Origin of the sequence: Mesorhizobium sp. M4B.F.Ca.ET.143.01.1.1, assembly GCF_004792275.1 — a bacterium.
In the GTDB taxonomy this organism is placed as follows: Bacteria; Pseudomonadota; Alphaproteobacteria; order Rhizobiales; family Rhizobiaceae; genus Mesorhizobium; species Mesorhizobium abyssinicae.
In genome coordinates, this window is the sequence record NZ_SRSR01000020.1 from 75,756 (window position 1) to 88,218 (window position 12,463).

10 protein-coding genes and 2 pseudogenes are annotated in these 12,463 nt (G+C 58.1%); 10 read left to right on the top strand and 2 right to left on the bottom strand.

What is annotated here, in order from left to right:
- The first annotated feature begins 115 nt into the window (after nucleotides 1-115).
- From EN786_RS31605 to EN786_RS31625, 5 genes are read left to right on the top strand one after another with little or no spacing between them, the layout of a single operon-like run.
- The gene (locus EN786_RS31605) at nucleotides 116-1,699 is read left to right on the top strand and encodes an ABC transporter substrate-binding protein (protein ID WP_126080633.1); all 1,584 of its coding nucleotides are present in this window, start codon (nucleotides 116-118) and stop codon (nucleotides 1,697-1,699) included.
- A gap of 15 nt (nucleotides 1,700-1,714) precedes the next feature.
- Nucleotides 1,715-2,653 (top strand): ABC transporter permease, encoded by a 939-nt coding sequence (locus EN786_RS31610; protein WP_126080634.1) that lies wholly within the window; start codon nucleotides 1,715-1,717, stop codon nucleotides 2,651-2,653.
- Nucleotide 2,654: 1 nt separating this feature from the next.
- Nucleotides 2,655-3,548 carry an ABC transporter permease gene (locus tag EN786_RS31615; RefSeq protein WP_126080635.1) on the top strand — a complete coding sequence of 298 codons (894 nt, stop codon included), beginning with the start codon at nucleotides 2,655-2,657 and terminating at the stop codon, nucleotides 3,546-3,548.
- Entirely contained in the window at nucleotides 3,545-4,558 is a 1,014-nt protein-coding gene (locus EN786_RS31620; RefSeq protein WP_126080636.1) for an ABC transporter ATP-binding protein, read from the top strand. The genes EN786_RS31615 and EN786_RS31620 overlap by 4 nt, the downstream gene beginning before the upstream one ends.
- Nucleotides 4,555-5,559 (top strand): ABC transporter ATP-binding protein, encoded by a 1,005-nt coding sequence (locus EN786_RS31625; protein ID WP_126080637.1) that lies wholly within the window; start codon nucleotides 4,555-4,557, stop codon nucleotides 5,557-5,559. The genes EN786_RS31620 and EN786_RS31625 overlap by 4 nt, the downstream gene beginning before the upstream one ends.
- A 1,227-nt stretch (nucleotides 5,560-6,786) precedes the next feature.
- Here the strand turns inward: EN786_RS31625 and EN786_RS31630 are convergent.
- Nucleotides 6,787-7,398, bottom strand: a pseudogene (locus EN786_RS31630) (hypothetical protein); the annotation flags it as partial.
- Nucleotides 7,399-7,681: 283 nt separating this feature from the next.
- On the opposite strand from EN786_RS31630, the gene dddP reads away from it, so the two are divergent.
- From dddP to EN786_RS31645, 5 genes are all read left to right on the top strand, one after another.
- Nucleotides 7,682-9,013: a dimethylsulfonioproprionate lyase DddP gene (gene dddP, locus EN786_RS31635; protein WP_126080638.1), complete on the top strand. Its 1,332-nt coding sequence runs from the start codon at nucleotides 7,682-7,684 to the stop codon at nucleotides 9,011-9,013.
- 1,114 nt (nucleotides 9,014-10,127) lie between these two features.
- Nucleotides 10,128-10,331 (top strand): hypothetical protein, encoded by a 204-nt coding sequence (locus tag EN786_RS38895; RefSeq protein WP_245466463.1) that lies wholly within the window; start codon nucleotides 10,128-10,130, stop codon nucleotides 10,329-10,331.
- Nucleotides 10,319-10,516, top strand: a complete 198-nt coding sequence (locus tag EN786_RS38900) for a hypothetical protein (protein WP_245466462.1) — start codon at nucleotides 10,319-10,321, stop codon at nucleotides 10,514-10,516. Before EN786_RS38895 ends, EN786_RS38900 begins: the two co-directional genes overlap by 13 nt.
- A 16-nt stretch (nucleotides 10,517-10,532) precedes the next feature.
- Nucleotides 10,533-10,757 carry a tyrosine-type recombinase/integrase gene (locus EN786_RS38905; RefSeq protein WP_245466461.1) on the top strand — a complete coding sequence of 75 codons (225 nt, stop codon included), beginning with the start codon at nucleotides 10,533-10,535 and terminating at the stop codon, nucleotides 10,755-10,757.
- A 364-nt stretch (nucleotides 10,758-11,121) separates the two neighbouring features.
- Nucleotides 11,122-11,340, top strand: coding sequence for a transposase zinc-binding domain-containing protein (locus EN786_RS31645; RefSeq protein ID WP_245466460.1), 219 nt, complete (start codon nucleotides 11,122-11,124; stop codon nucleotides 11,338-11,340).
- A gap of 154 nt (nucleotides 11,341-11,494) precedes the next feature.
- On the opposite strand, the pseudogene EN786_RS38910 reads toward EN786_RS31645, so the two are convergent.
- Nucleotides 11,495-12,122, bottom strand: a pseudogene (locus tag EN786_RS38910) (transposase); the annotation flags it as partial.
- Between the last annotated feature and the right edge of the window lie 341 nt (nucleotides 12,123-12,463).

Here is a 12,463-nt window from a genome sequence, read left to right on the forward strand (position 1 = left end):
CTGCGGCTTGGCTGCCCCATAGTATATTCCAAAGAGAAACACACCCGAGCAAGGAACGCGGGCGCCGCGGCCACGGCAAGACGCCTCGGCAAGTCGCTCGGCAAGGGGAACAGCCATGGAGGACATGATGCAAAGTGTAAGCCGCCGCACCTTTCTTAGGGCAGGAGCCGCGCTAAGCGGTGGCATAATCTCTGCTGGCATGCCCTTGTCTCAAGTCATCTGGGCGGCCGAAGGCAAGGTGCTCGAGGTGCGTTCCAGTGGAGACCTGGTCACGCTGGATCCCGCTTTCCTCGGGCAGGCGGCGGAAGTAGACCTAACAAACTGTATCTATTCAAAGCTCACGCGATATAAGCCCGGCACCGAATGGGGCTGGGAGTTAGAGGCTGCAGACAAGATCGAGCAGGTTGATCCCACGCATATCCGATTTCGCCTCAAGAAAGGCATAAAATTTAGTGGCGATTACGGCGAGCTGACGGCCAAGGATGTTAAGTTCTCTTTCGAGCGCGTCATCAAGCTCAATTCACCCATCAAGCCCCAATGGGGCTCGTTAAATCACGTCGAGGTGGAGGACGACTACAGTGGTGTTATCGTGTTCAACGCGCCATTTGCGGCTGTTTGGCTTGTTCCGCTGCCTTATGCCGTCGGCCAAATCGTTTCTGAGGCTGCGGTAAGGAAAGCCACCAAGGACGGCGGTAATTTCGGTGTGAAGCCGCCAGCATTCTCAGGTCCCTACGTGCTGGCTGACTGGAAGCCCAACCAGTACGCACTTCTCACGAGAAATCCGGACTGGTCAGGCCCCAAGCCGGGCTTCGACGAAATCCGTATCCTGCCTATTCCGGACGCTAAGGCAGCGGAACGTGCTTATCAGGCGGGCGACGTCGATTTCACCGTAGTCGGTTTGGACTCTCTCGCGGCGTTCAAGAGCAATCCGCCCGCCAACACGGAGATCGCGGAAAGGGCATCGACCCGTTATACATGGATCGGCATGAACATGGATCATCCCAAACTGAAGGACATAAATGTCCGCAGGGCGATCCAATGGGCGATCAATGTACCACAGGTTTTAGATACCGCGTATGACGGTCAGTCAATTGCGGCCACGGGTATTATTCCTCCAGGTATCGTTGGGCATCGCGCAAAGACTCTGGTTCCGCCGGAAGGTGATCTCTCAAAAGCCAAAGAGCTTCTCGAGAAGGCTGGGGTAAATGGTTTGACATTGAGCCTCGACTGTACAAACGACAGCCAGACTTCAGCCATAGCTCAGACGGTGCAGGCACAATTGTCCCAAGTCGGAATTTCTCTGGTGGTTAATGCCCGAGATCCCGGGACATTCTGGTCACTCGGCGTGGAGTCTGAGGGAGACAGCTGGAAGGACGTGCAGCTCTTTATTATGACCTTCTCCGGACTGCCGGATCCGTACGACTACGTGACTTGGTTCGTGCAAGATCAAGTGGGTATATGGAACTGGCAACGCTTCCGCAGCCAACGCTTTGACGAGCTAAACGCTAAGGGACTGTCCATTAACGATCCCAACGAGCGGGCAAAGGTTTACGAGGACATGCAGGACTTGATGGAAGATTCTGGCGCATTTCGGTTCCTGACCAATGAGACCAATCCAATCCTATATCGGAAGACGCGAATGAAAGCGGCGATGCGCCCAGATGGAACCCCATTATATATCGATTTCCAGCCGGCTTAAGCTTGAGCGTGAACTGTGTGGATCTATCTACTGAAACGCGTTTTCCTCGCGGTCGCCATTACGGTGATCGCGGTGACCCTTGTGTTCATGATGATCCATGCGGTGCCTGGCGACCCAGCCGTTGCTCTGCTAGGTCCCCGCGCCACGCCTGAAATGATAGCGCACCTTCATCGGGAGATGGGGCTGGATAAGCCGCTTGCCGTGCAGATCGTCATTTTCTTCGAAGGGCTGCTGCAAGGCAATCTTGGTTTTGATGTGTTGAGCCAACGTCCGGTTGCGGACATAATATTCGAGCAACTTCCTTATACTATCGAACTAATCTTCGTCTCGATTTTGTGGGCGGTGGCGATTGCGGTGCCGCTCGGTTGTTATTCGGCCATGAGGCGTAATTCTGTCATCGACCAGATCGTCGCGATCATGGCAGTCGCCACGATCGCGATTCCTTCGTTCGTCATGGCTGTCTACGCACTCCTGATCTTCGCTGTCACGCTCCATTGGTTACCAGCAGTCGGAGCCGGACAGGGTTTTTTGGACGGCCTTGTTCATCTCATTCTGCCAGCCTTCGCCGTCGGGATCGGCTGGGTTGGATACATCTCCCGGCTGGTACGGGCATCCATGATGGAGATCCTGGGTGAAAACCATGTGCGAATGGCCCGTTCCTTCGGCATTTCCGAATGGCGCATTGTTTTGCATTACGCGCTGCCGCTTGCGATCCTGCCGACAGTGACGATCCTCGGCGTGGGCATAGCGTGGTTGCTTTCGTCAGCTGTCTTTATCGAGGTCGTTTTCGCAAGACCAGGTATCGGTGCCTTGATTGTACAGGCGGTCAACACGCGCAACTATGCAGTCGTAATAGGGGCCGTGCTAGTCACCACTGTTGTTACTGTCTTGGCGACGACGGCGTCCGATCTGATCGCTGCCTCTCTTGATCCTCGAACCCGCGAGAAACTTTAGCATGGCGAGCCTTGAAGCGCTCCGCGGCGAAACTGGCCCAGAGCTAGCACCCGGCAGCTTCCGTAAGACGGTGCGGCAACTGCGCAAGAACCGTCTTGGCGTCCTTGGAGCCGCGCTGGTCGCGATCGTTTTCGCAAGCGCGATCTTCGCCCCGATCATCATTACACATGATCCGACCCGCATCATGGTGGGGCCGCGCTTGGCGGACCCGTCACTACTTTTTCTTCTGGGCACCGATCAACTGGGCCGCGACACATTCTCGCGCGTCATGATGGGCGGCCGCGTCCCGCTGCTTGTCGCCTTCGCCTCGCTAGGCAGTTCGCTGGCAGCCGGCCTCGTGCTTGGTCTGATCGCAGGCTTCGGACCGAGGTGGCTGGACAATTTGCTCCTTCTTTTATTCGATACGATCCGCTCCTTTCCGGGCATCATCTTCGCGTTGGCGATTATCGGCTTACTTGGACCCAGCCTGGCCAGCATGATTTTTGTTATCGCAATCACCTCTATGCCCATTTATGCACGGGTCGTGAGGACCCAGACAGAGGCGCTACGCAACAGTGAATACATCGCCGCAGAACGCACTCTGGGCGCTGGCACGATGCGCATCCTGGCAGTGCACGTACTGCCTAATGTTATCGGCCCGCTTCTCATCCTCGTGAGCATGGACGTGCCCGCGGTAATCGCGGTGGAGGCCGGTCTCAGCTTCCTTGGTTTGGGCGTACGTCCACCCACGCCCGATTGGGGAGCAATCCTCAACGACGGCTATAATTACATCCAGCAGACGCCGTGGCTTGTGGTTGGCGGTGGTATTCCAATCGTCCTCGCAACGCTGGGCTTCACATTCCTGGGTGAGGCGCTACGCGACATGTTCGATCCAAAGCTGCGGAAAGATCTATGATACCACACGATCGGTCATCGCAATCGACCACACCCCTCCTGGAGATACGTCACCTCCATCTTGATTTCGGGACACCAGAGGGGCGCATTCATGCACTGCGAAACGTGTCGCTTAATGTCGCAGCCGCAGAGGTGGTCGGCGTTGTCGGCGAAAGCGGATCTGGAAAGTCGACGCTTGCGTATACGGTGATGGGTCTGCTTTCGGAAAATGCCGATGTCACAGGTGGCGAGATCCTGTTTGAAGGGCGAGACCTGCTGAAGATGCCGGCTCAGTCGCAGCGTAGCCTGCTTGGCGATCGACTTTCCATGGTTTTTCAAGATCCAATGACTGCGCTTAATCCTGTGCGCACCGTTGAGAACCAGATGATCGACATCCAGCACCACCAGCAAAAAAGCCGGAGTGAAAAGCGTGCTCGTGCCATCGACATGCTACACCGGGTCGGAATTCCGGATCCGCAAAACCGGATCGGGGCCTATCCGCACCACTTTTCCGGCGGCATGCGTCAGCGGATATGTATAGCCATGGCGCTGCTTGTAAAACCCGTGCTCCTCATCGCCGACGAGCCGACGACTGCGCTCGATGCGACACTTGAAGTCCAGATCATCCATCTGCTCAAAAATCTCCAAAGGGAGATCGGTTGCTCCGTCCTCTTCGTATCCCATCATCTTGGAGCTGTGGCTGAGTTGTGCGACCGGGTCGTCGTCATGTATGCCGGCGAAGTGGTCGAACAAGGCGATGTGCGCAGCATATTCCGCAATCCCGCTCATCCCTACACCCGCGCCCTGCTTGAGTGCGACCCGGGGCGGCTTAAACGAACCACACGCACATTGCCGACCATTTCCGGCGAGGTGCCCAGCCTCCTGGGCTTGAAGAAGGGGTGCATCTTCAGCGCGCGATGCCCGCAGGCATATGATCGCTGTCTCGAGGAACAGCCAGTCGATCGCCCGATCAGCCCAGGGCAGACGGCACGATGCCATCTGCTCGAAGAAAATCGACTAGTTTCGGCATGAGTGCCCTTGTCAGTGTTCGGGACCTCTGCGTCCGCTTCCGCACGATGGGGCCGCTTAAAGCGCTCGCGACCGGGACAAATGCGCCTTTCATCGACGCGGTATGCAGTGTTTCTTTTGAAATTCACAAGGGTGAGACGCTGGCCCTTGTCGGCGAGAGCGGCTCCGGAAAATCCACCGTCGCTCGCACGATGATTGGCCTGCAGCGGGCGGTGAGCGGCAGCATCAGCTTCGATGGGCAGGAACTCACGGACCTCAGTGCGGTAGAACGCAAGCCCTACTTGCGACGCATGGCGATGACGTTTCAGGATCCGATCGGTTCACTTTCGCCCAGGCTGACGGTGCGATCGATCTTGACCGAGCCTTTCCGCATCCATGGGCTGAAGGATCGCGATTTAGGAGCTGAAGCGACGCGCCTCCTGCGGATGGTGGGCTTGCCGGCCGATTTTGTTGGCCGCTATCCTCATCAACTCTCCGGTGGTCAAGCCAGGCGCGTCAGCGTGGCGCGCGCCCTAGCGCTCAATCCGGACTTGATCATCGCCGATGAGCCGACCGCGGGCTTGGATGTCTCGGTGCAAGGCGAGGTGCTAAATCTTCTCACTCGCCTGCAGGACGAACTAGGCATCGCGATCCTGATAATCACGCACAACCTCAATGTAGTGCGCCACATAACTGACCGCATGGCAATCATGTATCTCGGCCGCTTCATTGAAGTCGGCACGACGCAGAGTATTTTCCATCAGCCAAGCCATCCCTATACCGAAGCGCTGCTTGCGGCCAATCCCGAACCGGACCCAGACGCAGTGCTCAACAGGATTGAGCTCAAGGGCGAAGTGCCAAGCGTGATGTACCGGCCATCCGGCTGCGAGTTCCACACCCGGTGTCGTTACGCTCAAGATCGCATCTGTGGCCGCGTCGCTCCCCCATCCTCAGTGAGCCTGCAGGACCCGGAGCACAGCTTTAGATGCCATTTCCCGTTAAGCTCCAAATCGTTGACCTGCTGAACGTTCATCCCTCGCGGAAACTGGGGGCCGATTTGTTTAAAATCTTGGCTGGGCTTAGGCAATTTGTCAGGCGCGAAGCCTTTCATCAGCGCAACAGACCGCGGGTCTGGCGTAATGCATTGGCATTCCATGGCGAGCAATTGGGGTGTTCCGGCCGAACAGCCGAACCCGGCGATTGCGACGGCGTAACATAAAAACGGGGTGGCCTCGAGGGCTTCGCAACTGGGGAACTGCGGTTGGTGGGCACCCTCGGCAGGCGTCCATGGTTCAGCTGTGCCGCACAAGCAGTGCCCGGTTCGCGCGCCCTATGAGGGTACGGCTTATGGGGGTAAGGCGGAGGCGCCCACTGTTCCCGCCGGCGCGCTAATAACGAATGGGGCATCAACATCATGCTGCGCATCAAATTCAATGATTGAATCTGGCATCCAGGGACCGATAACCTCGGGCAACCGGTGTCCGTGTCCGCTATGTAGTAAGCGCCTATGAAGTGGCGGCGCTCCTCTACACGTATTTCGCGAGCGCCGAATCGTTCTGGCTTAGAATAGCGGTCCTGGAACGCTTCTTGTTGGGACGAAAGCCACAGATGTCGCTCAGCCCGAAACTGGCTTGCAATCGAGATATAGTGGGGTTCCATCTGGGCGCATTGCCGCCTGCACCTTCGTTGTGCGATACACGACGGGAGTGGCCCCGTGGGTCAGGAATCGGAAATTCCCCGGATTCTTCCATGAGGTCCAGCATCTCCTCGTAGAGCTTTCCACGCTCATTAGGTCAGCGATGGAGAGTCCCTTGACGTTCAGTTCGTCATAACGTTTCGCTCCGGAAGCGTTGCCAATTCCAAACGCCAACTTGAGCCTGCGTGGTACGCATCCGGTGAAGACCGCAGACGTGCGTATCTGGTGGCCAGAGAACCTGAGCACCGGAGTGCTGGGGTCAAGCTTTCGATGGGGAGACGCGATGATGTTCTTCGAGGAGGAGTTTGACCTCCTCGAAGCCTTCATCGGTGAAGATCCCGTCGTCATCATTGGCGCCGTAGACCCAGATGACGCCGTCCTAATCCGGGACACAAAGGGGGTGAACTCCCGTCTCGACGGCGCGGGCGTCGCCGCCGTTGCAAAGGCGGTCGTCGCCATCCGCTCGTACCATGCCGCAGCGAGTCAAAGCGGCCCGCATCTGACCCTGCCTCTGTCAACCAAGGACAGCCGTGCGGTGCTCGTGACGCTTAAGGTGGAAGCGGAAGGTGAGGCGCTGATGGCGGCCGAGCAGGCACGCGCCTTGGGGTGCTTGTGAGCGGCGTAGTTGTCAAGAACGACGTGGATGGCCCTGCTGGCCGCCACCTCGGCATCGACAGCGTTGAGTGAGGCGGATGAATTCCTGGTGACGATGGCGCTGCATGTTCCTGCCGATAACGGTGCCATCGAGCACGGTAAGGGCGGCAAACAGGGTGGTCGTGCCGTTGCACTTGTAGTCGTGGTCGTGGTGCCGAGCCTACCCTTCATGGGCAGGCCGGGCTGGGTGCGGTCGAGCGCCTGGATCTGGGCTCTTCTCGTCGACCGACAACAGGATAGCGTGAGCCGGTGGATCAACTAGTGGCATGGCCGACGACGTTGCGCAGTTTGTCGACGAACTGCGGATCGTTGCAGAGCTTGCACTGGCGCGCCACACGCAAGTCTTGAACTTACCAGATTGCCGCATGATCTCGAGGGTGCCCACGCCGTCGCTGCTCAACAGAATGATCTCTGCGCGCCAAACGTGCTTCTGCAGCGCACTGCGATGGGCGCGCTGATCAGAGAGAGGCTGACGATCAATCGAAGAAACGGTGAGGTATATTCCTGTGCGCATGTACCAGACTCGCATGCGCACTCACAAAAGGGAATCCTCAGCCGAACTCTTATGTCAGGCGTAAACCACTAGCACGACAGGGCTCCCGGCAAAGCTCTGGGATCGACAGATTGCCCATTGCGGCGCGCTGGAAGGCTACCTGGTTCCAGTTGTGGTCGCAGGCACCCCAGAGCACGAATGCAGATGAATTGACTTTATATCGAGCAATATTTTTTCCGCCTTTAGCATCCAAGAAATCCGGTCTTAGATCCACGTAAGAGTGAGCCACTAGGGCGGCCTTAACATGTCCTCGTTTTCGATTGTGAACCACAAAATTGATCCCACGCGAGTGGCAAAAGCACTTAAGCCGGATGGGAGCATGGATGACAACGATCGGGTTGAAATTGGGCCGACGGACGTCGCCTTTGCGGAGTGGGCAGCCTTGGGCCTGACCACGCCCAACCTAGATCGTATGCGCAAGACCCGTCTTGATCGGATTGTTCTGCAACTCCGCCAAAGAGACTATGCGGGCGTGCTCTGCTTCGACCCGCTGAACATACGATACGCTTCAGATTCCTCGAACATGCACATATGGATCATGCACAATCCGTCACGAGCTGTGTTCGTATCGGCCGACGGCTATGTCGTTCTCTGGGATTTCCATCGTTGCAGCCACCTGTCAACCTATCTGCCGCTCATCAACGAAACCCGGGATGGCGGGGCCGGCTTTTACTATTTCGTTGCCGGCGACCAAGAAGAAGCAGTCGCCAAGGACTTTGCCGGACAAATTGACGAACTGTTGCGCCGCTCTGGTGGCAAAAACCGTCGTCTTGCCGTCGACAAGATCGAAATCCCCGGCCTTCGTGCGCTAGATGCAGTTGGCATCGAGGTTTGCAACGGCATGCAGCTCATGGAGCACGCCAGGGCCATTAAGGGAATCGACGAGATCAACGCCATGCGCTGCTCTCTCGCGACCTGCGAGATTGCCGTTGCCAAAATGCGAGAACGTTTGCAGCCCGGCATAGCCGAAACGGAACTTTGGTCGGTTCTTCATGCCGAAAACATCGCACGTGGTGGCGAGTGGATCGAAACGCGCATTTTAACTTCCGGCCCGCGCACGAACCCCTGGATGCAGGAGGCCGGCCCCCGTCGCATTGTCTCAGGAGACCTCGTCGCCTTCGACACCGATATGGTGGGCCCGTACGGCATGTGTGCCGACTTCTCCCGCACTTGGCACTGCGGTGACGGCCGACCCACCGAAGCACAGCGAAGGCTGCACGACATAGCCTACGAGCACGTAGCTGCAAACATGGCTATGCTAAAGCCGGGCGTCTCTTTCACCGAACTCACTCAGCGCAGCCACAAGCTTCCCGCGGATTTCGTCAAGCAGCGATATGGCGTCATGATGCATGGCATTGGTCTTTGCGACGAATATCCCGCGATTCTCTATCCTGAAGACTTCATCCCGGGAGCATTCGACTATGTTCTCGAGCCCGGAATGACCCTGTGCGTCGAGGCTTATATCGGTGCCGTCGGTGGGCGGGAAGGCGTAAAACTGGAAGAGCAGGTGCTCGTGACCGAGAGCGGAGTTGAAAATCTCACGAGATGCCCGTTTGATGAGGCTTTGGTGGCCTAGGGATTTCGGCCGAGTCTCTTCAAATTGTCCAATTCTTGAGAGATCCGCGGAAAAGCTGTTTGTTGCGCATCTGGCTCAGCACTTTTGCGGAAGTTGGCTTTTCGTTGGTCCAACTCGCCCGCCTACATTCGTAGAAAGGGGGGTGGAGGCATCCAAGTCCATGGTCGACGCCCTGACCCGCGAGTGCTGTCGATACTCTGACCAGCAGTCGGGCAGTGGCAGCTGTGGCGTCAGATTTGCAGCAAGTCCGCTGTTAGCCTCCGAACACACGGTCTCTGTTGGGGGTGGCGCATGTGGCCATTCCGCCAAGGATATTGGTCGAATTGCAGGCAATAGCCGGTCAGTGTCAGGTCACACTGGGTTGGCGCTTCGTGACGACGATTTTCGTGTAGCAGACATTTCGCTGAGTGGTTTGCATGCTCTCGATCTTGGCTGGGGACACAACAATGTGGAGCTTCGGTGTATGGAGCGCGGATCGGTCGTCATCGTTCGGCGTGTTCGGTGCTCCATGGGGCGGTCAATTCATCTGCTTACGTCACAGCCGGGACCTGCTTGACAAGAAACCTGAGGCAGCGCGATACTATGAGAAGTCCCTCCTGTCGTGACGGAACGCTATCTCGGAGGATAAATATGCACTATTCCCTAGATATACATGCCGAGGCTGGGCGTTTGTTGGAAGAGAAATGCTGTGCGATTTCCGCCCTACTGATCACGACTCCCCTGGTCGGCTTGCTTTTCGCATTTGCGTCACAGGGGACAAATCTTTTTGACTCTACTAACCCGGAGAGGGCCTTCCTCCAGAGTTCTTCGATCGTGCTGCCGCCGCGCTGAGCAAGTCCAATAAGTCTGCCACGGATGTAGCTAAGCTGAGCGTCCGACGGAAACGCCCCAGTGTTGATTTTTCGAGCTTTCTCTGACTTGCCTGTCGGAGTCCACCAGAGGCGATCCGTCGCGACGCAGCCTAGTGCTACTTTGGCAGATTTTTGGCGATGTGGGCATTTTGAGGATTGAACGAAGCCGCTAACGCGGCATTTGGCGGATCGGTTTGCAGGAACGCTTCTGTTTTGAAGGATCGCGGCTGTTGAAGCGCAATCTGAGAACAGGAGCTACAGAAATGGCCAAGTTGACCCCAGTTCCCCGGCGCATGATCGAGGATATGACGATCCGTAATCTGCCGCCGGCCACGCAGCGATCCCCACGTGCATGCCGCGGCGAAGTTTTCGCGCTACTTGGCCGTTCGCCGGACCGGCTCGGTCTGGAGGACGTGCGCGCCTTCCAAGTTCATTTGATGTCGACCGGAATCTCGTGGCTGCGCTGAACCAGACGGTGTGCGCGCTGCGGTTCCTCTACGGCGTGACGCTGGGCCATGCCGAGAGTCCGGAGCGGATCGTCTATGCTCGCTCGCTACGCACGCTGCCGGTGGTATTGAGCGCCGACGAAGTCGTGGCCTTCCTAGAGGCGGTGCCGAGCCTGAAGTGCCGTACGGCCCTGACGACGGCCTAAGAGCAGGTCTCAGTGCTTGGAGACTGTCGGGCTGAAGGTCGGCGACATCGACAGCGGTCGCGGGGTGATCCGTGTTGAGCACGGCAAGGGCGACAAGGACCGCACCGTGATGCTGTCGGCGCAGCTTCTGCGCATCTGCGAGTCTACTGGCGGCTTGGCGAAGCCGCGGGACTGGCTGTTTCCCGCGCGCGGGTGTTATTTGGGCTTGTCGTTCGGCGCGTGCGGCCGCCTAAGCGGGTGACGGTCCACACGCTCAGGCACAGCTTCGCCACGCATCTTCAGAACGCACCGACATCCGCACCATCCAGGTTCTACTCGGCCACAACAATCTGTCCGGCGGCGCGCTACGCTAAGGTCTCGAACAGCCTCATCCGACGCACGACAAGCCCGGCTGAACATCGAGGTGCCGCCAGGGTGAGTGGTACCGCCATGTCGGCGAGACTGAAGGTGGCGGATATCTTCCGCCGCCATGGCGAAGTATATAGACAGGTTCATGACGGCTATCTAGGCTCGCATCGAGCGGCGTGTGATGAGCGCGATCGAGCTCTGCCGGACCGCCGAACTGGGCGGCCAGTCTACGGCTGCCGCTCCTGCGGTCGATCCGCGTGGCCTACAATTCCTGTCGCAGCCGGCACAGTCCCAAATGCCAGGGTCAGGCCTGCCGGGACTGGCTTGCCGCACGCCAGAATGAACTGCTGCCGGTGCTCTATCACGCAGTGTTCATGCTGCCGGCTGAGGTTGCTGCGATCCCTTTCACAAGGCGGCACCTTATACGCGGCCGAAACGCCTGCGCGCGAAGCCAATCTCAGGCATTTGGGAGCTGAGATCGGCCTCATCGCGGCGCTGCATAGCTCTCATCTACCATCCCGCCTGATTGTATCGTACCGGGTGGTGGTGTCTCGCCCGACGGCACACGCTGGATCTCGTGCAGGCCGGGCTCTTTTTACTCGTGCGCGTGCTGTCGCGCCTGTTTCGCTGGCGCATGACACGGAAGACGCGCTTGTGATTGACGGCCGGTTCGCCGTCTTTCGCGTTCCCTGTTCGTCAGGGCTGTGATGCGACGATCGCCATAGGTCGGGCGTTCGTCGATCAGGCGGCGACCAGCTCCAAGAGCCCATCGTCATCGGGGTTGCGATAAGGCCCGCGCGGCTTCACCAGGCGATGCAACTCATGGAGATGGGAACGCGCCGCCCCGAGGGTCTCGGCAACGGCCTTCATCGGGAACCGTCCCTCGGCTGCGACAAGAGCCGCAAGTTCGGTTTTTTGACTCCGACCTGGCCAGCGCGTCTTTGAGGATCTCCACTTCCATGGTCTTGCGGCCGAGAAGCCGCTCGAGGTCGCGAAGGCGCTCTTCAAGCCGCCGCACTTCCGAACTCCCGACCACAGATTCGTCCGATCCCACCGCAGCCGTTCCGCCTTCCTTCAATAAACGGCGCCAACGATACAAGAGATTTGGCGCCACGCCTCATCGTGCGGCGACAGAGGACACGGTCTCACCCGGAAGGAAACTCTCCTCGATAATCTGCAGCTTCTGTTCGGTCGTCGTCCAGTGTCGGCGCCGTACCTCCCCGGTGATCAGTTCAATCCGTCGACAGTCGTCAGCCATAAGCCTGTGCTTGAGGATATCCCCAAGCCTCCCGCGTTAGGCCGACTGTCCGGCCGAAATGGGGGCCAGTTCAGGATCCGACATTGTTGGCGAACTTCGAACAAAGGAGGTCTGTGCAGTTCTTTCACGACGCCTTTCTTCGATGAAGAACAGTGTAATGCGAGCCTTCAGGTCAAATGGCATGACGCATGCACAGGGTTGTGCGAGCCGGAAGGAACAAGGCCATGCTGACAGAGAACCAGATGAAAGTGCCTGCCGAGATCGTGCCTCGCCAGGAGAATGCCGAAGAGACCCGCCACGTACCTTCGGAGCTCGAGCACGAGGATTTAGCCGATGCGCGC

Excerpts from the sequence above, each read along its gene's own strand:
- EN786_RS31605 (WP_126080633.1), top strand. The coding sequence starts at position 116 with ATGGAGGACATGATGCAAAGTGTAAGCCGCCGCACCTTTCTTAGGGCA.
- EN786_RS31615 (WP_126080635.1), top strand. The coding sequence starts at position 2,655 with ATGGCGAGCCTTGAAGCGCTCCGCGGCGAAACTGGCCCAGAGCTAGCA.
- EN786_RS31620 (WP_126080636.1), top strand. The coding sequence starts at position 3,545 with ATGATACCACACGATCGGTCATCGCAATCGACCACACCCCTCCTGGAG.
- EN786_RS31625 (WP_126080637.1), top strand. The coding sequence starts at position 4,555 with ATGAGTGCCCTTGTCAGTGTTCGGGACCTCTGCGTCCGCTTCCGCACG.
- dddP (WP_126080638.1), top strand. The coding sequence starts at position 7,682 with ATGTCCTCGTTTTCGATTGTGAACCACAAAATTGATCCCACGCGAGTG.
- EN786_RS38895 (WP_245466463.1), top strand. The coding sequence starts at position 10,128 with ATGGCCAAGTTGACCCCAGTTCCCCGGCGCATGATCGAGGATATGACG.